The 23004-nt window shown below is 59.4% G+C and carries 18 protein-coding genes; 9 read left to right on the top strand and 9 right to left on the bottom strand.

Annotation, left to right across the window (positions count from 1 at the left end; translation table 11 throughout):
• Positions 1-171 precede the first annotated feature (171 nt).
• Together H9S92_RS00445 and trpS are read right to left on the bottom strand one after the other, a co-directional pair.
• Complete coding sequence (locus H9S92_RS00445) at positions 172-1812, bottom strand: IS1182 family transposase (protein ID WP_187464761.1); 1641 nt, start codon at positions 1810-1812, stop codon at positions 172-174.
• A 210-nt stretch (positions 1813-2022) separates the two neighbouring features.
• Positions 2023-3036 (bottom strand): tryptophan--tRNA ligase, encoded by a 1014-nt coding sequence (gene trpS, locus H9S92_RS00440; RefSeq protein ID WP_187464760.1) that lies wholly within the window; start codon positions 3034-3036, stop codon positions 2023-2025.
• Positions 3037-3266: 230 nt separating this feature from the next.
• Between trpS and H9S92_RS00435 the strand changes: the two genes are divergently transcribed.
• The gene (locus tag H9S92_RS00435) at positions 3267-3704 is read left to right on the top strand and encodes a hypothetical protein (RefSeq protein ID WP_187464759.1); all 438 of its coding nucleotides are present in this window, start codon (positions 3267-3269) and stop codon (positions 3702-3704) included.
• A gap of 11 nt (positions 3705-3715) precedes the next feature.
• Here H9S92_RS00435 and H9S92_RS00430 read toward each other — a convergent pair whose 3' ends face one another.
• The 3 genes from H9S92_RS00430 to H9S92_RS00420 form a co-directional block, all read right to left on the bottom strand.
• Entirely contained in the window at positions 3716-4492 is a 777-nt protein-coding gene (locus H9S92_RS00430) for a peptidase (RefSeq protein ID WP_187464758.1), read from the bottom strand.
• Between the two features lie 105 nt (positions 4493-4597).
• Positions 4598-5539 (bottom strand): alpha-E domain-containing protein, encoded by a 942-nt coding sequence (locus H9S92_RS00425; RefSeq protein ID WP_187464757.1) that lies wholly within the window; start codon positions 5537-5539, stop codon positions 4598-4600.
• Positions 5539-7074 (bottom strand): circularly permuted type 2 ATP-grasp protein, encoded by a 1536-nt coding sequence (locus H9S92_RS00420; RefSeq protein ID WP_187464756.1) that lies wholly within the window; start codon positions 7072-7074, stop codon positions 5539-5541. Before H9S92_RS00420 ends, H9S92_RS00425 begins: the two co-directional genes overlap by 1 nt.
• A gap of 213 nt (positions 7075-7287) precedes the next feature.
• On the opposite strand from H9S92_RS00420, the gene H9S92_RS00415 reads away from it, so the two are divergent.
• Positions 7288-10671, top strand: coding sequence for a transglutaminase family protein (locus H9S92_RS00415; RefSeq protein WP_187464755.1), 3384 nt, complete (start codon positions 7288-7290; stop codon positions 10669-10671).
• Positions 10672-10704: 33 nt separating this feature from the next.
• On the opposite strand, the gene H9S92_RS00410 is transcribed toward H9S92_RS00415, so the two are convergent.
• Together H9S92_RS00410 and H9S92_RS00405 are read right to left on the bottom strand one after the other, a co-directional pair.
• Positions 10705-11286, bottom strand: coding sequence for a TetR/AcrR family transcriptional regulator (locus H9S92_RS00410; protein ID WP_187464754.1), 582 nt, complete (start codon positions 11284-11286; stop codon positions 10705-10707).
• A gap of 87 nt (positions 11287-11373) precedes the next feature.
• Positions 11374-12129 (bottom strand): SDR family oxidoreductase, encoded by a 756-nt coding sequence (locus tag H9S92_RS00405; protein WP_187464753.1) that lies wholly within the window; start codon positions 12127-12129, stop codon positions 11374-11376.
• 348 nt (positions 12130-12477) lie between these two features.
• Between H9S92_RS00405 and H9S92_RS00400 the strand changes: the two genes are divergently transcribed.
• On the top strand, positions 12478-14766 hold the full coding sequence (locus H9S92_RS00400; RefSeq protein ID WP_187464752.1) for a TonB-dependent receptor: 2289 nt from the start codon (positions 12478-12480) through the stop codon (positions 14764-14766).
• A gap of 135 nt (positions 14767-14901) precedes the next feature.
• Complete coding sequence (locus H9S92_RS00395) at positions 14902-15384, top strand: thioredoxin family protein (RefSeq protein ID WP_246463563.1); 483 nt, start codon at positions 14902-14904, stop codon at positions 15382-15384.
• Between the two features lie 113 nt (positions 15385-15497).
• On the opposite strand, the gene H9S92_RS00390 is transcribed toward H9S92_RS00395, so the two are convergent.
• The gene (locus H9S92_RS00390; protein WP_222935916.1) at positions 15498-16304 is read right to left on the bottom strand and encodes a hypothetical protein; all 807 of its coding nucleotides are present in this window, start codon (positions 16302-16304) and stop codon (positions 15498-15500) included.
• A 303-nt stretch (positions 16305-16607) separates the two neighbouring features.
• On the opposite strand from H9S92_RS00390, the gene H9S92_RS00385 reads away from it, so the two are divergent.
• The 5 genes from H9S92_RS00385 (at position 16608) to H9S92_RS00365 (ending at position 21593) form a co-directional block, all read left to right on the top strand.
• Positions 16608-16808 (top strand): hypothetical protein, encoded by a 201-nt coding sequence (locus H9S92_RS00385; protein ID WP_187464751.1) that lies wholly within the window; start codon positions 16608-16610, stop codon positions 16806-16808.
• A gap of 180 nt (positions 16809-16988) precedes the next feature.
• Complete coding sequence (locus H9S92_RS00380) at positions 16989-17585, top strand: hypothetical protein (protein WP_187464750.1); 597 nt, start codon at positions 16989-16991, stop codon at positions 17583-17585.
• Positions 17586-17716: 131 nt separating this feature from the next.
• The gene (locus tag H9S92_RS00375; protein WP_187464749.1) at positions 17717-19348 is read left to right on the top strand and encodes a lectin-like domain-containing protein; all 1632 of its coding nucleotides are present in this window, start codon (positions 17717-17719) and stop codon (positions 19346-19348) included.
• A 77-nt stretch (positions 19349-19425) separates the two neighbouring features.
• Positions 19426-21057 (top strand): Ig-like domain-containing protein, encoded by a 1632-nt coding sequence (locus H9S92_RS00370; RefSeq protein ID WP_187464748.1) that lies wholly within the window; start codon positions 19426-19428, stop codon positions 21055-21057.
• Between the two features lie 134 nt (positions 21058-21191).
• Complete coding sequence (locus H9S92_RS00365; protein ID WP_187464747.1) at positions 21192-21593, top strand: LysM peptidoglycan-binding domain-containing protein; 402 nt, start codon at positions 21192-21194, stop codon at positions 21591-21593.
• A 200-nt stretch (positions 21594-21793) separates the two neighbouring features.
• On the opposite strand, the gene H9S92_RS00360 is transcribed toward H9S92_RS00365, so the two are convergent.
• Positions 21794-22882: an AAA family ATPase gene (locus H9S92_RS00360; protein WP_187464746.1), complete on the bottom strand. Its 1089-nt coding sequence runs from the start codon at positions 22880-22882 to the stop codon at positions 21794-21796.
• Positions 22883-23004: the final 122 nt, after the last annotated feature.

The following is a 23004-nucleotide window of genomic DNA, read 5'->3' as shown; positions in this document are numbered from 1 at the left end:
GGGGCCGTCTAAAAAGTCAGCCCCAAAGCTGTGGGGTGCGCCACGGTGGCTGTGCTGGTTGCGTTCTGACACATTTAAGAAAAAATATGTGTTCCTTTTTTGGGCCTCCCCACATGCTGGGTGGGCCTTCAGGGAGTTAAAAATGCCGTCTAGACGGATTTTTGGGCCGTTTTAGGTCATTTGGGCCCTTTGTACGACCGGAGTAAGCAGACTACGCCCTTGCTCAATCGATAATTTATGTAATCGACGAAGATTTGTGGCTATCGAAAGGAGGCCCATCTCAATGTTAACCCCCGTAAGTCCCTTTAGTGTAAACCGACGTCTTCCCAGATTGGCCTTCAAGTTGCCAAAGAAGCCCTCGACTTCTGCGTTACGGCGCAGGCACTTTGCTCTACCCTCTTTCGTGCTCAGACGAGCTCGGGCTTGCTGGCGATAGCTTTGACCTTTGTGGCTAATGGTTACCACTCGGTTGCCGTCTTGTTTATGACACATCCCGCGCAAGGGGCAGCCTATGCAATTGACGGCTTTGTACTTACTTGTTTCACGGATATACCCACTTGCTGTTTTCTCCTCTCCCTCTCCACAATACGTCATATGCTGACCCATGGGGCATATCAGCACATTTTGCTCTTCGTTATAGTATAACTGGCTTGGCGCAAATGGCGCTTTAAGTACTCCTTGCTCTTCCTTGTAATAGCCCGGGTATTTGAGGTAGGCTTCTATCTCCTTGCCCTCACAATAGCGATAGGCCTCTTCGTTGCCATACCCCGCATCGGCTGTAATGGCCTTGGGCAAGTTCAATCCGATTTGGCTTAAGATCGATTCGGTGTCTTCAAGATGAGGAATGAGGCAGGCCGCATCAGAAGGCGTCTGGTGCATTGTCCAGTTTACAACAAAGTGGTTTTCCGTTCCCACTTGAGCATTGTAGCCGGGTTTTAGCTCCCCGTTGCCCAAGTGGTCGTCTTTGGGCCTCATGAACGTAGCACCATGATCCGTTTTAGAGTAAGACGACCGATCTCCCAGTAATTCTTGCTGGCGCTCATATTCCTGGAGTTTGGGCAAGGACTTGCTCTCCAGGTTTTTCAGTTTTGTCTTTGCCTTTTTGACCTCTTTGGCTTCCTCCTTGGTGCTGGGGGACTGACTTTCTAAGGCTTTGTTGAGTCGATCAATCGTTTCTTGGACTGCTGCACTGTCGCTGAGTTTGTCCCCTTGATCATCCCCATCGGCAGCTTGCTCATCCTCTTTATCCGCTTTTTCACATAAAGCGTCAATCTGAGAAACGATCATCCCTATCTGGTCTAGCACCGACTTCTTGTAACGCTCAACGTTTGACTTCCAAACGAAGGTGTACCGGCCAGCTACTGACTCCAGTATAGTGCCATCTAAAAAGTAATCATCCAGCTTGACATAGCCTTGTTCATGTAAAGTCAACAAAACGTGGGCAAACACTTCCTTTACCCGGCCACCCATGCGGTGCTTGCGAAAGTTATTGATCGTATTGTGATCGGGAGTGGACATCCCACTTAGCCACATGTAGCACACGTTCTCATAGCAAGCCTTCTCAATCGAACGAGATGAGTACACCCGATCAGAATAGGCATAAACCAACACCTTAAGCAGCATCCGAGGAGAGTACGCGCTACTGCCACCTCCTAAATAGGTGCTTAGGATCGAATCAATGTTCATCCCATCTATAATCTGGCTGATCAGCCGCGCCTTATGATGAGGCGGTACCATGTCGGCAAGATGTGGAGGGAATAGCAAGCCTTGGTTCTGGAGGTCAGGCTTGAAAACTGCTCTTTTTGTGCTCATCGGCTACGGGGATGGGAACAGCCTCAAAATACTACTTTTTCGTATTTTGTACCAGAATGCCCCCCTAGTAGACTTTTTAGACGGCCCCGAACCTCAATAACCCCGGATGGAGGATGCGAAGCATCCGTAATCCGGGGTACTCCCACGAAAGTAAGGGAGTAAGGGGGGAAAGGAGTAAAGGGAATCGGCTGACCATCCTCCCATGAGCCATCAGAACCGCACATTCATCAAACCACAGATGTCCTTGGCTTCGCGGAGGGTTTCCTGGGCGCGCTTGCGGATGTCGGCACTCGACTGCTTGATCTGGTCTTTGACGGCCTTGCGGTCTTTTTTCAGTTCGGCGAGGTTTTCGCGGATCTCGCGCGAGATGGCAATGAGGCTGTCGGCAACGGCTTCTTTGAGGTCGGCGTACTGCAAAGCCCCTGCTTCGTAATCGGCCAGCAGGGAGGCGTGGGCCTCGGCGTTCCCACTGGCGTCGAGCAGGGAAAAGAGGTTGCTGACCCCGGCGGACATTGCACCTGCGTCCGCGCCCCCGGCATCGGTCACGGCGCTGCGGACTTGCTTGCGGATGCGGTTATCGTCGGCAAACACGTCGATGTTGTGTTTATCGCCCAGGCTGGCGCTCATCTTGCGGGTGGGGTCGGCGGTGCTCATCACCTTGGGGACCTTGGTGTAAAGCCCCTCGGGGGTGGGGAAGAATTCCCGGCCCGCGAAGTTGTTGAAGCGCTGGGCGATGTTGCGCGTCAGCTCCAGGTGCTGCTCCTGGTCTTTGCCCACGGGTACGTAGTGGGCGCGGTAAATCAGGATGTCGGCCGCCTGCAAAACGGGGTAGGTGAACAGGCCCGCAGAGATGAAACCCTCGCTGCCGCTTTCCTCGTTCTGCTGGCTTTTGTCCTTAAACTGCGTCATCCGCGAAAGCATCCCGTAGCCCGTGAAACAGTTGAGGATCCAGTTCAGCTCCACGTGCTCGGGTACGAGGCTTTGGATGAAAATGTTCTCCGCCTTGATGCCGCAGGCCAGTAAATTGAAGCACAACTCCCAGCTGTTTTCGGCCAGGGCTTTGGCCGTAAAGGGCATCGTCATGGCGTGGTAATTCACCACCATGTAGAGGCAGTCGTATTCTTCCTGCAGGCGTTTCCAGTTCTCCACGGCCCCGAAATAGCGTCCGAAATGGAGTTTGCCGGTAGGCTGGATGCCGGAAAGGATCGTCTTGTTTTGGCTCATGGCGCGAAGATATGCTGGTTTAAGCGGTGGGAGGAATAATGGGGGAGGAAAGTAATGGTTGCCGGTTTGGGGGCGTCAACACCCCATGACCGGGTTTTCGTTGCAGTTAGGGAAATCTTAAAGCGCCGCAACAGGCCAATACTTACGTTAAAATCGGCTTAAAGCGACCGCTTGGTCGGGGTAAATCAAGGCCAGGCCCCGATCTTGGGTGGACGCAAAAAGCTCCCCAAATGAAAAACCCCTTCCAGCTTTTACTCCTGCTTCTGCCCCTCTTATCCGCCTGCTCCATCGAAGACCGCATCGAGCGCCGCGAAGACCGCCTGCTGGGTACCTGGGTGATTGAAAGAGCCTCCTTCGACGGCGATGGCTCCCTTTTTAACAACAACGTGACCGACGAATTCCGCAACGACCGCATCACCTTTTTGCGCGGAGGAACGGTGGAATACGTAACGGGAGACGGCCGCTTTTTCGTCGGCACCTGGTACATCGATGCCATTCGGGATCTTCAGGACGACGTGGAGTTTACCCTCGATGCCGACTTCTTCGACGGCAACGGTTTTTTGGCCTTCCGCTGGCTGGGGACGATCACCAAACTGACCAAAAACAACTTCAACCTCAACGTCTCCGAAGTCGACGGCACCCTGCGATTGCGCTGGGATAAGCTCTAAGCGTGGGCAAACTACTGCTGCTGCGCCTCCTGGATTTGCCGGACGATGGAGTCCTTGCCCTTTTTTTCGACGGTGCTGACCAGGTCGTTGATCCAGTCTTCGGGGATTTCCTTGATGGCCGCTTTGAGCTTCTCGCCCCAGGCGTTGCCGAAGTAGGCCGTTTCACTTTCTTCAAATCGGGCCTCGTGCATGAAGCCCGTGTCTTTGTGGTAGATGACCATGTCTACGGGGTAACCGACGTCGTTGGCACTCACGCGGGTGCTGTCGAAAGACAAAAAGCCCGTCTTGATGGCGAAATTCAGGGAGGAATTGTAGGTGAGTGTCCGTTTCAAAATCGGGGTACCGTAGCCGGAATTGCCGATGATGGTGAAGGGCGTTGCTTCGCCGATCTCGATCCAGTTGCCTTCGGGATAGAGGAGGTAGAGTTTGTGGTCTTTGTCCTTTTCGAGTTGCCCCCCGACGATGGTGAAGAGGTTGAAAGAGATGCCCGATTCGGCCAGCGAAGCCTTGTCTTCCTTTGCTACCCGCCGCAGTTGCTCGCCAAAGGCATTGACGGCCTTGTACATCTTATCGAAGTGGTTGCCCTCGCTTTCCAACACTTCCTCAAAGTAGGTCACGGCTTTATCGCGGACGGAGCGCAGGCCGCTCGTCATCAAAAAGATGTTGTTGTGGCCTTGCTTGTGGATGGAAATTTTCTTGGCTGAGGTCGTCTCACTACCGGAAGTGATGCGGGTATCGGCGATGGCAACGAGGCCTTTTTTAACGCGGATGCCGAGGCAGTAGGTCATGGGGCGGGAAAATACTGGTGAACAGAAGTGGGAAATAGGAACGTGGTCTCGCAAAGATACGCGAGTTCTAAGAGCAGAGGGAGGTCTGGTAGCGCGGACCAGGGCTTATTCACTTTCCCCGAAGTAACGTGCCTGGATGGCGTCGTGGAGGGCGTAGACGGAATCGAGGGCTTTGGAAAGCTGGCCCACCAGGTCGTCTTCCACCTCGGCGTACTCCAGATAGCGGAAGTAGTGGAAGAGCTTGCCCGCCTGAAACAGGACGGGGTTTTTCTCCGGCGCGTTGCCGTCCAGGCGTTCGATCAGGGTGGTCACCGCGCGCAGGTTGTAGGTGGCTGAGCGGGCAAACTGGGGGTGGGCCACCAGGAAGTCGACCGTAGTTTGCGGAGACAGGGGCTGGTGGTAAATCTGCTGGTGCAGGTCAAAACCCTCCAGGATTTTCAGGATCACCGTCCCCTGGTACTGCCGCAGGATGGGGTTGTCGCCCCGGGCGTTCATCTCCTCGATGTCGTAGAGCTTGCTCAGCAAGATCCGCAATAACTGCACGGCCCGCTCCAGGTGGATGCCCAGTTTCATCAGCGTCCAGGTTTCGTCCTGCAACAAGGTATCGTCGAGCCGCGAACGAATGATCGCACAACAGCGGCCCACCTCGCTGGTAAACTCGTGGAGGCCGTGGGTGACGAAAAAGTCCGGACTGAAATTATTGCAGTAGAGGTAGAAAGCGTTGATGCTTTCCCACAGCTCCGTGGAAATGACGTGGCGCAGCGCCCGGGCGTTTTCCCGTGCCAGGCGCACGGTGGAGCGGATCGACGAAGGCTCTTCGTAAGACATGCCCACGGAGCGGAGCACCTCGGCTTCGCTCAGGGTTTTTTCCGGGTCATTGTCGCCCTTGTACATGCGCTCGATGCTGCGCAGGGTAAAGGCGCGGCTGTCTTGCATGGGGATGTCCTGCATCGAAAAGTACTGTACCCGCAGGTAGCGGGCCAGGTGTTCGGAACGTTCCAGGTAGCGGCCCGTCCAGTAGAGGGAGTTGGCAATTCGGGTAAGCATCAGTGGTCGGTTGGGGAGGAACTGGAAAATGGGCCTTGGTACTGGCTTTGGGATTGGCTGGGGGCTGCGGACCCATCGGCCACCACCCAGGTGTCTTTCGAGCCTCCGCCCTGGGAGGAATTGACGATCAGGCTGCCCGCCTTGAGTGCAACCCTGGTCAGGCCGCCCTTGAGCACCTGGCTACGGAATTGCCCCAGCAGGGTGAAGGTCCGCAGGTCAATGTGCCGGGGCGCAAAAGTTCCGGCCTCGTCGATGAAGGTAGCGTGGGTGCTCAGCATGATTTTGGGCTGGGCGATGTAGTTGCGCGGGTCGGCTTTGATCTGGGTGGCCACGGCGTCTAGCTCGGCGCGACTCAGGCGGTCGCAAATCGTCACGCCGTAGCCGCCCGACATATCCACGGGCTTTACCACCAGTTCCCCCAGGTGCTCCAGTACGTAGGCCAGGTCTTCGGGACGGTCGCAGATGTAGGTTTTTACGTTTTCAATGATGGGCTCCTGCTGGAGGTAGTAGCGGATCATGTCGGGGACGTACGAGCAAATGGCCTTGTCATCGGCAATCCCCGTTCCCGGTGCATTGACGATGGTGACGTTGCCCTTCAGGTAGGCCCCGATGAGGCCAGCCACGCCCAGCATGCTGTCTTTGCGGAACACCTGGGGGTCGAGAAAGGCATCGTCGATGCGGCGGTAAATGACGTCAACCCGCAGCGGACCCCGCGTCGTTTTCAAATACACCAGGTCGTTGTTGACGAACAGGTCTGCTCCCTGCACCAAATCGATGCCCATCAACTGGGCCAGCAGGCTGTGCTCGTAGTAGGCCGAGTTGTACTGCCCGGGGGTGAGGAGGACGCAGCGGGGCACTTCCGCCGATTGGGGCGACACCGACTGCAGGGTTTCCAGCAGCATATTGGGGTAGGCGCTGACGTCTTCCACCATCGTGCGGTTGAACATTTCGTACATCGTGCGGCGCATCACCTGCCGGTTGGAGAGGACGTAGCTGACACCCGACGGGCTGCGCAGGTTGTCTTCCAAAACGTAGAAATTGCCGTCGGTGTGCCGCACCAGGTCCGTCCCGCAAATGTGGGTATAGATATTCCCAACGGGCGAGAAGCCCTCCATTTGCTTCACGTAGTGGGCCGAGGAGTGGATCAGGGCGGCGGGCACGACCCGGTCTTTGAGGATTTTGCCCTCGCTGTAGACGTCGGCCAAAAACAGGTTCAGCGCTTCGTTGCGTTGTTTGAGGCCGTTTTCCAGTTTTTGCCATTCTGCGGCGGCGATCACGCGGGGGAACAGATCGAAGGGAAATACTTTTTCCGTTCCGCCGCCGTCTTCTGTGTACACCGCGTAGGTGATGCCCTGGTTGAGAAAAGACAGCTTGGCCATCTGGTTGAGCCGTTCGAACTCCGCTTGTTGCAGGGCTCCGAACTCTTCCGAGATGCGGTCGTAAGCGGCGTAGGCCCCGGGAAACTCGGAGAAAGCTTCGTCGAGGGTGCCCGGTGAAACGGTGTAGTTGGCGAAAAGCCCGGCGTGTTTTTTCATGTGGGTAAGTTAAAAAGTGAAAGTGCAGGTCTGCTGATCAACGCTAAGCCGAGTGTCATTTGCCATCAGAAGGGGCGCAGGGGCGGTCTGCGCAGGTGCTATCGATTTCCAAATAAATCAAATATTCGCGATACAAGGGTGTCTTTGGCGGTAAATATGTGTTTACCTTGGCAATTAAGTAGCATTTTGCCCCCCACCAATGAAAATTTTCTAATGCCCATCCGCGTCGCCATCCGCCACCATACCAGCTACCACTACGATCGTGCGGTAAAACTCTCGCCCCAGATCATTCGCCTGCGGCCCGCGCCGCACGCCCGCAACCCCATCGTGGGCTACAGCCTCAACATCCGGCCGGCCAACCATTTCATTAACTGGCAGCAGGATCCCTTCGGGAATTACCAGGCCCGCGTGGTGATCCCCGAGCCCACCCGTGAGCTGAGCATTGACGTGGAGGTGATTACGGATCTGGTGACGATCAACCCCTTCGACTTCTTCCTGGAGGACTACGCCGAGCACTTTCCGTTTGCCTACGAAGAGCAGTTGCGGGCGGAACTGGCACCCTACCTGCACATCAGCGAAACCGGGCCCTTATTGAAGGCATATCTGGCGCTGCCGCAGGTGCAAGGCGCGTTGGGCCGGCGAACGGTTGACTTTCTGGTGGCCGTCAACCAGGCGCTGGCCAAAGACATCCACTACAACATCCGCATGGAGCCGGGCGTGCAGGCCTGCGAAGTCACGCTGGAGCGCCGCAACGGCTCCTGCCGGGATACGGCCTGGCTGCTCGTCCAGATGCTCCGCCACCTCGGCCTCGCCGCCCGCTTCGTCTCCGGCTACCTGGTGCAGTTGACGCCCGACGAAAAGGTACTCGACGGCCCCAACGGACCCGAGGCCGACTTCACCGACCTCCACGCCTGGGCGGAGGTCTACCTGCCCGGCGCGGGCTGGGTGGGTCTCGACGCCACCAGCGGTCTCTTCGCCGGCGAAGGCCACATCCCCCTGGCCGCCACGCCCGAGCCGGCCAGCGCCGCACCCCTCTCCGGCTACTCCGAACCAGCCGAGGTGACCTTCGAATTCGCCAACGTCGTCGAACGCATCCACGAAACGCCGCGGGTAACGAAGCCCTACAGCGAACACCAATTTGCGGAACTCCTGGCCCTGGGCGACCGAGTCGAGCAGGCCTTGCAGGCGGGAGACGTCCGCCTGACCATGGGCGGAGAGCCCACCTTTGTCTCGGAGGCCGACATGGAATCCCCCCAGTGGAACGAGGCGGCCGACGGCGAAGACAAGCGCCGCCTGGCCTACGACCTGGCCACCCGACTCTGGAAAGACTTCGCCCCCGGCGGCTTCCTCCACCAGGGCCAGGGCAAATGGTACCCCGGTGAGCCCATCCCCCGCTGGCAGTACGCCATCTACTGGCGCACCGACGGCGAAATCCTCTGGCAAAACCCCGCCCTGCTGGCCAACCCCACCCAAAAGGGCGATGCCGACCACACCCACGCCGCCGCCTTCGGTACCGCGCTGGCCCGAAACCTGGCGCTGGACCCCAACCACCTGCGGCCCGCCTACGAAGACACCTTCTACTTCCTCTGGGAAACGGGCAACCTCCCCTTCAACGTCGATCCCCGCCGCATCAACCCCGCCGATAAGCTCGAACGTCAGACGCTCGCCCAACTCCTGGAAGTGGGCCTCGACAAGCCCAAGGGCTACGTCCTGCCCCTCGGCTACGACCTCGACGCCGACCAGTGGATCAGCAGCCCCTGGGAATTCCGGCGGGAACACCTCTTCCTGCTGCCGGGCAACTCCGGCATGGGCTTCCGCCTGCCGCTCGATCGCCTGCCCGAGTTTGTGACCCAGCCGGCCGAGGTCGTCGTGCCCGCCAGCCCCATGGAAGACCTGCCGCCACTGCCCGGCCTGACTTCCCCCGCTCCCCAGGACTTTCCCAGCACCCGCGTCCGCGCCCCCTACGAAAAATCAGCTGACGCAACGGCCAGCCGCCCCCGGAACGTCCGCACCGCCCTCTGCCTGGAGCCGCGCGACGGCAACCTCTACCTGTTCCTGCCGCCGCTGGAAGACAACGGGGCCTACGTCCGCCTCCTGCAAGCCATCGAACGTACCGCCGCCGAGCTGCAACGGCCCGTCATCATCGAAGGCTACCACCCCGCGCCCGATCCCCGCCTGACCAAACTCGTGGTGGCCCCCGACCCCGGCGTCGTGGAGGTGAACGTGCACCCGGCGACGAACTGGCGCGACATCGTGGCGACCTACACTACGCTCTTCGCCCGGGCCCAGGAAAGCCGACTGGGCACCAACAAATTCATGATCGACGGCCGCCACACCGGCACCGGCGGCGGCAATCACATCACCCTCGGAGGCACCACACCCGCCAACAGCCCCCTGCTGCGCCGCCCCGATCTGCTGCGGAGTTTCATCAACTTCTGGCAAAACCACCCCGGACTTTCCTACCTCTTTTCCTCGGCCTTCATTGGCCCGACGAGCCAGGCACCGCGGGTGGACGAAGGCCGGCAAGACCAACTCTACGAACTCGAAATCGCTTTTGCGGAGCTCGACCGCCACCCCAACCCGCCGCACTGGCTGGTCGACCGCGTCTTTCGGAACCTGCTCATCGACGTGACGGGCAATACCCACCGTGCCGAGTTCTGCATCGATAAGTTGTACAGTCCCGACAGCCCCACGGGTCGCCTCGGCATCCTGGAAATGCGGGGCTTCGATATGCCGCCGCACCGCGATATGTGCCTGGCCCAACTGCTGCTGATCCGGGCCCTCTGCGCGGCCTTCTGGGCCAAACCCTACCGCCGGCCGCTGGTGCGCTGGGGCAGCGACCTCCACGACAAATTTTTGCTCCACCACTACGTCCGCGAAGACCTTCTTGAGGTGCTCTGGTACCTGCGCGAGGCGGGTTTTGACTTCAAAATGGAGTGGTTGGAACCCTTCCTGGAATTCCGCTTTCCCGTCTTGGGGCACCTGCGCCTGCAAGGGATGGCACTCGAAGTGCGCAGCGCCATCGAGCCCTGGCACGTCCTGGGCGAAGAACTGGGCAGTGCGGGAACGGCCCGCTACGTCGATTCTTCGGCCGAGCGTATCCAGGTGCGGATGACGGGGCTTAACCCCGACCGCTACGCCCTGCTCTGCAACCAAACGGTCGTTCCGCTCGATCCCACCGGCGTGCAGGGCGAGTACGTGGCGGGCATCCGCTACAAGGCCTGGAACCCGCCCTCGGCGCTGCACCCCACCATTGAACCCGATGTGCCGCTGACTTTCGACGTCTACGACCAGTGGAACGAACGCAGCATTGGCGGCTGCACTTACCACGTGGTGCACCCCGGTGGCCGGAGCTACGATACTTTCCCGATTAACTCGCTGGAAGCGGAAAGCCGCCGCGTCAACCGCTTTTGGGCCTACAACCACTCGCCCCGCACCACTGAGCAGATCATCGACCCCGCCGGCAGTGCGGCGACTACCACGAGCCGGTACTTAGCGACGAATTACAGTCCGCCGCCCGCCATCGAGGTGCGCCGCCTGGAACCGAAGCGGGAATTTGCCAAGACGCTGGATTTGCGCTGGGCGGAGAAGCGCTGAGCTGAGGCACCCTTCACCGAAGGATGAATGCGCTTAATCAAAAATCTTCAGCAACTCTTCGGTGGCGTTTTGCAGAGGGGTGGGGTCGGCATTGAACTGATTGAGGACCTTCACGCCGTTGTAGTAGGTAAACAGGAGGTTGGCCAGGGCGGGCAGGTTGCGGTCGGCCGAAATTTCACCCTCGGCTACGGCCCGCTGCAGTACGCTGTGGAACAGCCCTACGAAGGTTTCCTGGTTGAGGAGGAGGAATTCGTTAATTTCGGTGGATCCCTGGCTCAGTTCGGCGCTGGCGCTGACGATGAAGCAGCCCACCGGGTCATTTTGTTTATCCGGCGGAGCGGTGGCGCGTTGGAGCAACTCACGCAGGGCGGTTTTTGCCGAGGGGTGAGCGGTCAGAAAACATTGGGCGCGCTCGGTGTTGATGTTGCGATAATGGCTTAGGGCGCGGCGGTAGAGGCTTTCCTTATCGCCAAAAGTGGCGTAGAGGCTGGCGCGGTTGATGCCCAGGTGATCGACCAAATCCTGGATAGAAGTGCCGTGAAAACCCTGGCGCCAGAACAGTTCGATGGCCTTCTCGAGTGTAGCGGTTTCGTCAAAAGCTTTACTGCGGGCCATGTTGTAAAATTGAGCGAGGGCGGAAGTGGTTCATCCACCTCGGCCCCCGCTAAGTTAATCAGGTTTTTCGTCTTGGCGCTTACGGACCTAGCCCACCAGGGGGTTTACGGCCGCTCCGCCGTCGACGGTAAATTCGCTGCCGGTGATGAAGGCGGCCTCATCGGAGGCGAGAAAAGCCACCAGGTTGGCAACTTCTTCCGGCTGGCCAAAGCGCTTGAGGGGAACCCGGGCTTGCATGGCTTGGGCAAAGCCATCGAGCTGCTCGGCGGGCATTCCGGTTTTGCCGAAGATGGGGGTGGAAATGGGGCCGGGGTTGACGACATTGACGCGAATCCGCCGCGGGGCCAGCTCCGTGGAGGCGGTGCGGGAGTAGGAATTCATGGCGGCTTTGGAGGCGGCGTATACGGAAGTGTTGGTCATGCCAGCGAGCGCATTGATCGAGGAGAGGTTGATCACGGAAGCACCGTCGTTGAGAATGGGGAGGAACTTTTCCAGCGTAAAGACCGCACCCTTGAAGTTGATGCCCATCTGCCGGTCGAACATCTCTTCGCTGATGGAACCGACGGGGGCGGGCTCGAAGACGCCGGCGTTGATGAACAGGACGTCCACCTTGCCGTGGCGGGCTTGCACCGTATTGGCCATTTGGCTGATGTCGGCCACGGAGCCGACGTCGCCCACCAAGCCCTCGACCCCCAGGGTGCCGGCGGCTTCGGCAACGCGGTCGGCGTTGCGTCCGGTGATGATGACGGTGGCCCCGTTGGCTTTAAAACGGGCGGCCGCAGCGTAGCCGATGCCAGAATTGCCGCCGGTGACTACGGCGACTTTACCTTGTAAAGAAGACATGTGGTATTATTTTGGAACGATCGTTCCGTTATTGGATGACTACAGAACGATCGTTCCAAAATAAAGTTGAGCGGGCTGGTTTTTTATTTTGGTTGGGTATTTGGAGGCGTTTTAAGTGGGCGCTGCCGCAGGATGCAGGGGACGGTTTTCAAGAGCAGGGTAGGGCACACGGACGGTTTCTTCGGAAATGGAAGGAGCTGGATACTTCCGTGGCTACGGTAGGGAAGGCAAAAGAATGGTGAAAAATAAAAGTTAGATATATCTAACAAAAATATTCTGCTTGACTATCTTTGCTCGTAACAAGACGGACGTGGCATCCTGCGACCGCGCCCCAAAAGCGAGATGGTGATGAAACAGAGCATACTGATGATGGCCATGGCATTGGCCTTAGGGCTGGGAGCCCAGAACGCCAGTCTGGGAGGGCTGGTGCTGGATGAAAACGGCGAAGCGCTGCCCTTCGCCACCGTTGGCATGCAGCCCGGTAACCACGCGGTTACGGCCGATACCGACGGTCGCTACCGGCTCGACCAACTGCCCGCTGGCCGTTATACCCTCCGGGCGACTTCGCTGGGCTTTAGTCCGCTGGCCACCACCATCAGCCTGGCGGAGGGCGAGGCCAAAACGCTGGACATCCGCCTGGAAAGCACCGCCGCTGCGCTGGAAGAAGTGGTGGTGTCCGCCACGATGAAGGAAGTCTCGAAGGCCAACAGTCCGGTACCCGTAGAAGTCTACAACGCCCAGTTTTTCCGGGCCAACCCCACGCCGAGCATCTTTGAATCCCTGCAGAACGTCAATGGCGTGCGGCCGCAACTCAACTGCAACGTCTGCAACACCGGCGATATCCACATCAATGGCCTGGAGGGACCCTACACGATGGTGCTCATTGACGGCATGCCCATCGTCAGCGGCCTGGCCACGGTGTACGGCCTGACGGGCATCCCCCAGGCCATGATCGAGCGCGTCGAAATCGTCAAAGGACCCGCCTCGACGCTCTACGGCTCCGAAGCGGTGGGTGGCTTGATCAACATCATCACCAAAAAGCCGGGCAATGCACCCCGGTTTTCGGCCGACGTTTTCAGTTCCGACTGGGGGGATGTCAACGCCGACCTGGGACTGAAATTCGGGCTGGGGCCGCGCGGACAATCGCTGCTGGGCATCAATTACTTCAATTTTCAGAACCGGATAGACCGCAACGATGATGGGTTCACCGACGTGACCCTGCAAAACCGGCTCTCCGTCTTCCAGAAGTTCACCCTCGACCGGCCGGAAAACCGCGTCTTTTCCCTCGCCGCCCGCTACGTCTACGAAGACCGCTTCGGCGGGGAAATGGACTGGACAAAAGCCGACCGGGGAGGCGACGAACGCTACGGCGAAAGCATCCTCACCAATCGCTGGGAATTACTGGGCACCTACCAACTGCCCACCCGCGAACCCCTGATGTTCCAGTACAGCGTCAACGGCCATCATCAGGACAGTTACTACGGCACGGTAGCCTACGCCGCACGGCAGTACGTCGGCTTCGGCCAGCTGACCTGGAACAAAGTCCTGGGCAACAGCCACGATCTCCTGCTAGGTGCCGCCTACCGCTACACCTGGTACGACGACAATACGCCCGCCACGGCCGCCGCCGATAACCCAACGCAGACGGCGCCTTCCCGCATTGCCCTGCCGGGCATCTTCGTGCAGGACGAAATTACCCTCGGCCCCCGCCATACTTTCCTGCTGGGCCTGCGCTACGACTACAACAGCCGCCACGGCAGCGTCTGGAGCCCGAGGTTGAACTACAAATACACCTCGCCGGACAAAAAGCACACCCTCCGCCTCAGCGCCGGCAACGGCTACCGGGTGGCCAACGTCTTCACCGAAGACCACGCCGCCCTCACCGGAGCCCGGACGGTAGAATTCCGGGGTGACCTGAGCCCGGAAACCTCCTGGAACGGCAACCTCAATTACGTCCGCAAAATTTACGCGGGGCGCGGCACCTTCATTGGTCTGGACGCCTCCGCCTTCTATACCTACTTCAGCAACCGCATCCTGCCGGATTACGAGACGGACGTGAACAAGATCATCTACGCCAACCTCGCGGGGCATTCCGTTTCGCAGGGGCTGAGTTTGAATGTCGACGTGGAATTTGCCAACGGGCTCCAACTCCTGGCCGGGGGGACGTTCCAGGACGTGAGCCTGACGGATGAGGACGGCACGCGGCAGCGCCAGCTGCTCACGGAGCGTTTTTCGGGCGTCTGGAGCATCGCTTATCGCTTGCCGCGCTGGGGCCTGACGGTGGATTATACCGGCAACGTCTACGGCCCCATGCGCCTCCCGCTGCTGGGGGAACTGGACGATCGCCCCGGCACCTCGCCAGTCTGGAGCCTCCAAAACATCCAGCTGACCCAGCGCCTCGGCGAACGGGTGGAAGTCTACGGCGGCGTCAAGAACCTCCTCAACTACACGCCGCCGGCCAACAGCATCGCCCGCGCTTTTGATCCCTTCGATCGGGGAGTAACTTTCGGCCCCGAAGGCCAGGTGGAGCCTACCCCCGAAAATCCCAATGCCCTGTCTTTCGACCCCACCTACGTCTTTGCGCCCAACCAGGGGCGGCGGGGGTTTTTGGGCTTGCGGTGGACGCTTTGGGAGTGAATTAGTTCATAGTGCAGTAGTTCATAGGGAAACTTGAAGATTTTTCGGGGGCGTCTGGATATATGATTTGGGGTGCCAGGGAATTACACATTAACTACGATGCTGCCTGGCGGCGGTGATACATTTACCATCAGTATGCCTGTTCCGATGATTTTCTGGCTGTTCATCAGTGCGTTTTTGGGCGGCGTGGCGTCGCTCGGGGCGCAGCCGGTGGCCTACCGCTTTGAGCAAGTCGATAGCCTGCAGGCCGTGGAGGCGCGGCCGGTACTGGTGTTTTTGCGGACGGACTGGTGTCGCTACTGCCACCGCATGGAGCACACTACTTTGCGGGATACGGCGGTGGTGCGGCTATTGAATACGGACTTTTATTTCGTCTCTTTTGATGCGGAAACGGAGCAGGACGTTCAGTGGCGGGGCCACACTTTTCGCTTTCGGCCTACGGGTCGCAAGACCGGCGTCCACGGCTTGGCGGAGGCCTTAGGAACGGTAGATGGGCGGGTGGCTTACCCGACAGTTTGCATCCTCAACCCCGCTTTTGAACGCATTTTTCAGTACAACGGGGCCCTGGACGCAGCCGGTCTTTTGCGGATATTGCGGACCGTTTCTGGTGGGGGATGATTTAAGTTGGGCGCGGCCGCAGGTGCTCCCCCCCCGACCCCCCGAAAGGGGGAGAAAGTTGGCCCCCCGACCCCCAAAGGGGGAGTAGCAGGGCAAGTCGGGGCCAGCGGTAGTTATAAATTGCGCATACCGCGTTTGACGATGTAGGCGGTGGCGGGGCCTGGCGACTCGGCCAGCCAGCGTTGGCAGACTTGGCGGACCCACGCGGGCTGGCTTTTGGCGGCGTCGTTGAGCCAGTTGGCCACGGCGTTTTGTACGTAGCGGCTGGGGTCTGCCCGTAGTGGTTCGAGCAAGGGAAGGCCGATGCCGGGTTGGGCCTTGAGGGCGGGAAGGTGGGACGTCCAGACCCCAATTGGGCGGGTGGCTTCAATGGCGAAGCGGCGCAGGTTTTCGTCGCTTTCGGCCGTGAAGGGCCGGAGGAGGCGGACGGCCAGGTCGAGGTCACGGCCGATGCAGGGCTTGGCGGCAAACATGGCGATCTCGCGGGGGCCGAAATGCGCATCGGCTGCAACGGGACGCAGGCCTTGCAGGGTGTCGGCCAGGGGAAGGTCCAGGGCCGCAACCATTGTCGCAGCGTAACCCCGGACGGTATCCGACGGATGGGCCAGCAGCCAGTTCAGCGTCGCATCAACCGACCCGGCCTTCGTCGCCAGGGCCGCCAGCTGCGCGCCTACGCAGCGGGTGACCGCCATCGCCGTTGGCTTTTTCAGATCCTGGATCCCGGCCGTCAGGACAGGTATCCAGCTGGGCCGCAACTTTTTAAAGACGGTACTGACCAGGGCTACTGGGTCAATGGCCAGCCACTCCGTCAGGTTCGCACTCTCCAAAGTGCCGAGATTGAGGTAGTGTAGGACTTCGGCGGGGACGTCGGCAACTTTCAAGGCAGGCTTGCGGCCAACCAGGTGGGCGGGGATGGACACTGGGAGCTATTATTTGGCCCAAAGATCGGAAGCTTAGGCTGAAGTAGCGGCAGTATTCGTCGGGCTGAAGCCGCGACAATACCTGGGGGGGGCTGAAGCCGCGACAATACCTGGGGGGGGCTGAAGCCGCGACAATACCTGAGGGTCGGGCTGAAGCCGCGACAATACCTGGGCTGAAGCGGCAACAGCATTGATCTAAGCCTATTTAGTCCTGCTCCAAATTGCTCAAATTCAGTGTGTTAGGCTAACCTTGCGCAACTGGCTGGCGTTACATTAGCATCTGTCACTAAAAAACCTTTTACCATGGAAGCTACTTGCAAAACCTGTAACCACTGGGAGCACAACGCCCCCGCCGTACAAAACCGTGAAAACTTTGGCGAATGCGAAGTGCTCAGCGAAAGCGGCATGAAATTCGTCCTGCCCGTACTCCAGTCACAGTCGGCTACGGCTGGCCTGGAGTTCATCACCAACGGTGATTTTGGCTGCAACCAGTACGAGTCTTAAGCGACCGCATTGGAAAACAGCGAAACTGCTCCCCCATCAACCAGGCGTTGGTGGGGGAGCGGTGTTTTTGGGAGCAGGCGGTGCTCAACGGGGGGGCGGGGCTGGCCATTTGGGCATCTGGCCCCCAACGGGGCGGGCCGAAAAGTTTACCTTTGCCTTAATCGCTCATAAATCCACCCCATGGCAAAGCGCATCCCACTTAGCGAAGAAATGAAGAAGGCCGTCAGCCGGCTTTCCCCACGGGAAAAAGACAAACTCCTTTTCCGCCTCTTGGTTAAGGAGCCAGCTTTGGTGGCCAAGCTGGAATTTGAGCTGCTCGATGCGGGCGAAACGGCTGAAGATCGCCGGCTGGACCTTCTCAAAGAAATTGAGGGCTACCTGCAAGCGGAAGCTGACCATTTTTACTCGCCCGGCTACCTGTTGCTGGCCATGCGCTCCATCAGCGGAGACATCACGCGCCACGTAAAAACCACCAAAGACAAGTACGGAGAAATTCAGGCCAATCTGTTGCTGCTCAACGACGGGTTGCGGCCAAACCGCCAGAAGATTGCCTCTTTCAGCGCTGGGAAAGCCCGTACGCTCAACGATTACGTAGTGAAACGGACGAGCAAAATTGTGAGCCTGCTCCACAAGCAACACCCGGATATTCACCTGGATTTTCAGGACGACTTGCGGGAGCTGGGGGAAAACATCGTCGCCATTCCCCTCATGGCCAATCTGGCTAAGGTAGCCGGTATTGACCTTGCCGCCCTGCTGCGGGGGGAGGTGCCGGCTTAGTGCGGGCATTGCTTCTTGTTCTTGCTGTGCACCTGCGGCCGCGCCCACTGGCCGCCGGCAATGCTGTCTACGCTACGGCAAAACGGGAAATCAGCTGGTGCGCGAAGGAGCGGGAGGCGTACCTTCACGCGATGTTGCGCAAGATCCTTTTTAGCCTGTTGTTGGTTGCGGCCCTGCCCCTGGGATTGGCTGCCCAGTATTTTTTGAACGGTTCGGCGGTGCAGACCAACGACTCCTGCTTTCAACTTACCTCTCAGCGGATGTTTGACGTGGGGTCCATCTGGTACCCCGAAAAAGTAGACCTGCGCAGAAGTTTTGACCTGGTGATGGACATCTTTTTCGGCTGCTCGGACGCGGACGGGGCGGACGGGGTGGTTTTTGGACTGCAGCCCATCAGTGCCAGTGTGGGGCAGGCGGGCGAGGGCCTGGGCATTGGCGGAGTCCGGCCGGCCCTGGGCGTGGAATTCGACACTTACGAGAACACCAACCGGCTGGACCCGGTATTTGACCACGTGGCTATCATGGCCAATGGCTCGGTGACGCACTCGGGGCCGGATAACCTGGCCGGGCCGGTGCAGGCTTCCGAGCGGAGTGCCAATATTGAAACCTGCCGCTTCATCCCCCTGCGCGTTACCTGGGATGCCCCGGCCCAGACGCTGCGGGTGTACTTCGACTGCAGCCTGCGCCTGGAATACACCGGAGATATTGTGAACGAAATCTTTGGCGGCGACCCCTTCGTGTTTTACGGCTTCGCGGCGGCTACGGGGGGCTTGTTCAACCGCCAGGAAGTCTGCTTTCGCTTCAATTCTTTCCTCAAGCAGCTGGAGGACGTAACGATGTGCCCGGGCGGGCAGGTCTTGCTGGACGTAAGGGGCGGGGAAAGGTACGAATGGTCGCCGGCGGCCGGCCTGGACGACCCCACCGCACCGAGTGTAACGGCCGCGCCCGACACTACGACGGTCTACACCGTGCGGATTTTTGATGCCTGTGGTATTCCGTTGGTCGATACCGTGCGCATCACGGTGGAAGGAGATTCTGCCTTCGTGAAGCTGGGGCCGGATACGAGCATTTGCCCGGCCGACTTCATCAGCTTCGACGTTACCACGCCCACGGCGATTTACCAGTGGGCCAACCCCGAGCTGGCCGGGCCCCGGGTGAGCGTCAATGCCCCCGGCACGTACGAAGTGACCGTGACGCGCCAGGACATCATCTGCGAAGCCTCCGACCGGGTGGTGATTGATCACCTCCCCGTTCCGATTCTCGACCTCGGGCCGCCCGATACCACCCTGTGTTTGGGGGAACTGCTCCGTATCAGTCCGCAGAACGACGTGGGCCAACCCGTTCTGGATTTCAACGACGGCCTGCCCTTCGATACCCTGTACATCTCCCGGCCCGGGCGGTACCGGGCCTTCGTGGACGACCCCTGTGGGCTGGTATTTGACCAAATTGACGTGGACTTCATCAACTGCCGGGAAATCTACCTGCCCACGGCCTTTTCGCCCAACGGAGACGGCATCAATGACCAGTGGTTCCCGCAGGACGGCGGCGACGTGGTGCTCATCCACCGCCTGAGCGTTTTCAATCGCTGGGGGGAGCAGGTCTTCGAGGCCTTTGACCTGGCACCCAATGACCCTGGGGTGGGGTGGGACGGGCGATTCAACGGCCGCGAGCTGCCCTCGGGCACCTACGTCTGGACCCTGGAGGCGAGTTTTATCGACGGTGGCCGGGGCATCCGCGAGGGCAGCGTGGTGCTGGTGCGCTAGTGGGTTTTCTACGACCACCCTACCTTTGCCTTTGTTCCAGACCACGAAAGTCCGCCAAAAACGCTCTTAGCCAGTAGATGATCAGATCCTTTCTTGCCGCTGCCGCTTTTCTTTTGCTGTTACTGGCCCAGCTGACGACCCTGCAACGTTGTGCAACGCCCTCGGCTCCCACGGGTGGTCCGCGGGATACGATCGGGCCGGCCCTGGTATTGGAAAAATCCAGTCCCAATTTCCAGACCAACTCCCGGCCGGAGGAAATCATTCTCACTTTCGATGAATGGGTGAAGCTTGACCCCAAGCAGCAAATCCTGATTTCTCCACCTTTGGAATTGGGAGAAGACAACCGCCCCGAACTGCAGCGGCGCAGCCTGGTGATCAACCTGGCGGGCCTGGAACTGCGGGACAGCGTTACCTACGTGGTGAACATCGGGGCGGCCGTGCAAGACCTCAATGAAGGTAACCCTACGGAGAACCTCCGCTTCGTCTTCGCCACCGGGCCGGTGCTCGATTCGGCTTCCGTATCGGGTACGCTGGTGGAGGATTTTACGGGCAAACCCATTGACGGGGCCACGTTTACGCTGTACGGCAACCTGGCGGATACCGCCGCGCTGACGGAAAACCCGACGTACTTCGCCCAAACCAATAAGGAAGGCAACTTCACGGTGTACAATATTCGCCCCGGGCGCTACCGGGCCATTGCCCTGCTGCGCAATCCGGCGGCCACGAACTACTACCTCGATTTTACGGGTTTTGCCCAGCCGCAGGCGGTGGGTTTTGTGGACAGTGTACTTAACGTGGCCGACGGCAGTAATACCGTTGGCACCATCCGCCTTTCGGCCATCCCCCGGCCGTTGCGCGTCAATACTTTTGATTCAACAGCGGTGGGGCAGTACCGGCTGGTGCTCAACCAGGCGGCGGAAGGCGTGGAGGTGATCAGCCAACGGGATTACCTGCGCCGCAACGATCAGGACACCCTCCGCCTGTTCTACCGCAGTGCTGGCCCCGACTCCATCCTGGTGGGGCGCGACGGCGTGTGGGTGGATACCCTGGTGGTAGGGAACAGGCCGGCAACGCAGGAGACGCCACTCCGGCTGCTCTCTGCCTCCGGCGGCCGCCTGAACCCGGAGGAAGGCGTCGTCTTGCGCTACAACCAACCCCTGGAAACGGTGGATACCAGCCGCATCCGCCTCCTGCGCGACACCCTGACCAGCGGCCTGCCCTACCGCTTCGCCCTCGATACGCTCTACCCCGGGGTCTTGCGCCTGCAAGCCAGATGGGCACCCGAAGGAAAGTACCGCCTCCGGGTATTGCCCGCTGCCCTTACGGCCTGGTCGGGCGCCACCAATCCCGATACCCTGGCGCTGGCCTTTACCGCCGCCTCCCCCGAACAGTACGGCACCCTGAACCTGGGGATTGCGGGACTGGACTCCACCCAACAGTACTTACTGCGCTTGGTGGAGAGTGATAAAGTCGTGCCGGAGACCCAACGGGTGCTGCGCTTTACCACGGAGGCCAATTTGCGCTACGCCGGCCTCAAGCCCGCTACCTACCTGGTGGAAATCATCGTCGACGCCAACGCCAACGGCCGCTACGATGCTGGCAACTACCTCCTCCGGCGGCAGCCGGAAACCATCCGGCGCTTTCCCATCGAAGCGCTGCGGGCCAACTGGGAAGTTGACGAAAAAATAAACTTGATTTCGTCAGAATAAAGCAGACAAGCCTGTACCTTCATCCCGTTACCTTTTTGGCGACCCTTCGTCACACCACGCACAATCCCGGAAATTCGGTCTGCTGACCCAATGTCCGGTAAAACCATTAAATGTTCATCCATAATTAACCAGCAATGAGTTTACACGAAAAGTACCGCAGCGTCCTCACCATGGGCGAAAAATTCGATGCCAAAGACGGCTACGTAGAAGAAGCCGACGGCCGGCTCCGCATGGGCGGAACCGTTGAATTCCAGTACCACAAAGACCTGATGTGGGACGAGATCAAGCGCATCGGTGGCGAAAACCCCTCTGACGTGGAGGCCGACATCAAAGTGCGCAACCGCACTGCCTACGCCCACCACACGGTAGAGAAGGGAGACAGCCTCTCCAAAATCGCCAAGGAATACCTGGGGGAGGCCATGGCCTACAAAGCCATCTTCGCGGCCAATACCCACACGCTGGACGATCCCAACAAGATCTTTCCCGGCCAGGAGCTCGTTATTCCCTTCCCCGAAGGACGCAGCGCCGACGCCTAACTGCTCCGCAGTTCGCCCATCCGGTGCCGTTGCAGCCTCCTGCGGGCTGGGCGGCACCGGGTGCGGTGAAAGGCACTGTACAATAGCCTTTTGTTAAAGTGGATTGGCCCTGTTCGGCGATCCCACCAGGTGGTAATTTCCTTGCTGGACGTTTGCCCCCCGACCCGAGCCTCTCGGCAGCCTTTGGCTACTGCGAGGCCTCAAAGCAACAAATCCACATCGACGTACTCTTCGATCAATTCCACCGCCCGGCGAATCTTCCAGGGGGTTTTCAGGTTGATCTTTACCTCCATCTGGCTGATGCGGATGGCGGCGCCGTAGGTATCCAGCGCACAGGCGAGCACGGGAATCTTGTGGGTATTGATGAAGTCCAGGTGGGGCAGCTCGATGTTCTGGTCTTCTTCGCCGGTCACTACGATGCCGGAGATGGTGGAGCCCGGCAGCTCGCGGTCGGCCAGGATGACCTGCAAGGCCCCGAGGGCTTCTTCCAGGCGGCGGTGGCTGACGATGATGAGGAGGTTTTTGAGGTTTTCGACTTCTTCGAGGGCCAGCAAACTGCCGCTGGCGATGTTTTCGACCTGGTTATCGAGCTGGTCGCGGTGTAACAGCGTGCGGCCGTTGAGGGCGTGGCGTACCGTGGCCATGATGGGGCTGGAGAGGGACTTCTCGTAGGGCAACACGCCGAGCAGGGGGATGCCGAGTTTTTTCAGGTAGATATCGACGTAGTGCCGCACTTTATCCAGCTTCTTGGGGATGGTTTTGTTGACGATCACCCCGCGCACGGGCACGCGGCGTTCGCGGAACATGGCCAGGTTCATGTTCAGCTTATCGATTGTATTGCCGATGCCGCCTTCGACGATCATGACCACGGGGGCATCGAGCAGCTGGGCGACCTGGGCGTTGCTCACCTCGCAGACGGAACCGACGCCGGGGTGGCCGGTACCTTCGTAGATGACGAAGTCGTTTTCGGCCTGGAGCCGCCGGCTGGCCCGGGTGATCTCGGCCGCAAAATCAAACTGCGTAGGATCATCGAGGTACTGCGCCGTGACGCCGTGGCCGATGATGACGGGGCTGTGGATGTCGGCGCGCAACTCAAAATCCATGCCCCGGGCAAAGAGGAGGGCGTCTTTATCCACACGCAGTTCGCCCAGTTCGACAAATTCCTGGCCCACAGGCTTGCAGTAACTCACCTTTTTGCCGCGGGCCCGGATGGCCGCCATCAGGCCCAGGGTGGAAGTGGTTTTGCCAACGTGTTGAGAGGTGGCGGCAATGTAGAGGCGATCGAGCATGGAAGGTGGAATTGTACGCTAAGGGCCAAGATAAGGGCTTTGCCGAAAGGAAGCTCTTTTTTGCGCGGTCGCAGGTGCAGGGGAGGTTGGATGTGTGATGTCAGATGTCAGATGTGTGATGT

Origin of the sequence: Neolewinella lacunae (assembly GCF_014349155.1) — a bacterium.
Classification (GTDB): Bacteria; Bacteroidota; Bacteroidia; order Chitinophagales; family Saprospiraceae; genus Neolewinella; species Neolewinella lacunae.
This window is presented reverse-complemented; position numbering and strand designations above follow the sequence as displayed.

Excerpts from the sequence above, each read along its gene's own strand:
- H9S92_RS00445 (WP_187464761.1), bottom strand. The coding sequence starts at position 1,812 with ATGAGCACAAAAAGAGCAGTTTTCAAGCCTGACCTCCAGAACCAAGGC.
- trpS (WP_187464760.1), bottom strand. The coding sequence starts at position 3,036 with ATGAGCCAAAACAAGACGATCCTTTCCGGCATCCAGCCTACCGGCAAA.
- H9S92_RS00435 (WP_187464759.1), top strand. The coding sequence starts at position 3,267 with ATGAAAAACCCCTTCCAGCTTTTACTCCTGCTTCTGCCCCTCTTATCC.
- H9S92_RS00430 (WP_187464758.1), bottom strand. The coding sequence starts at position 4,492 with ATGACCTACTGCCTCGGCATCCGCGTTAAAAAAGGCCTCGTTGCCATC.
- H9S92_RS00425 (WP_187464757.1), bottom strand. The coding sequence starts at position 5,539 with ATGCTTACCCGAATTGCCAACTCCCTCTACTGGACGGGCCGCTACCTG.
- H9S92_RS00420 (WP_187464756.1), bottom strand. The coding sequence starts at position 7,074 with ATGAAAAAACACGCCGGGCTTTTCGCCAACTACACCGTTTCACCGGGC.
- H9S92_RS00415 (WP_187464755.1), top strand. The coding sequence starts at position 7,288 with ATGCCCATCCGCGTCGCCATCCGCCACCATACCAGCTACCACTACGAT.
- H9S92_RS00410 (WP_187464754.1), bottom strand. The coding sequence starts at position 11,286 with ATGGCCCGCAGTAAAGCTTTTGACGAAACCGCTACACTCGAGAAGGCC.
- H9S92_RS00405 (WP_187464753.1), bottom strand. The coding sequence starts at position 12,129 with ATGTCTTCTTTACAAGGTAAAGTCGCCGTAGTCACCGGCGGCAATTCT.
- H9S92_RS00400 (WP_187464752.1), top strand. The coding sequence starts at position 12,478 with ATGAAACAGAGCATACTGATGATGGCCATGGCATTGGCCTTAGGGCTG.
- H9S92_RS00395 (WP_246463563.1), top strand. The coding sequence starts at position 14,902 with ATGCCTGTTCCGATGATTTTCTGGCTGTTCATCAGTGCGTTTTTGGGC.
- H9S92_RS00385 (WP_187464751.1), top strand. The coding sequence starts at position 16,608 with ATGGAAGCTACTTGCAAAACCTGTAACCACTGGGAGCACAACGCCCCC.
- H9S92_RS00380 (WP_187464750.1), top strand. The coding sequence starts at position 16,989 with ATGGCAAAGCGCATCCCACTTAGCGAAGAAATGAAGAAGGCCGTCAGC.
- H9S92_RS00375 (WP_187464749.1), top strand. The coding sequence starts at position 17,717 with ATGTTGCGCAAGATCCTTTTTAGCCTGTTGTTGGTTGCGGCCCTGCCC.
- H9S92_RS00370 (WP_187464748.1), top strand. The coding sequence starts at position 19,426 with ATGATCAGATCCTTTCTTGCCGCTGCCGCTTTTCTTTTGCTGTTACTG.
- H9S92_RS00365 (WP_187464747.1), top strand. The coding sequence starts at position 21,192 with ATGAGTTTACACGAAAAGTACCGCAGCGTCCTCACCATGGGCGAAAAA.
- H9S92_RS00360 (WP_187464746.1), bottom strand. The coding sequence starts at position 22,882 with ATGCTCGATCGCCTCTACATTGCCGCCACCTCTCAACACGTTGGCAAA.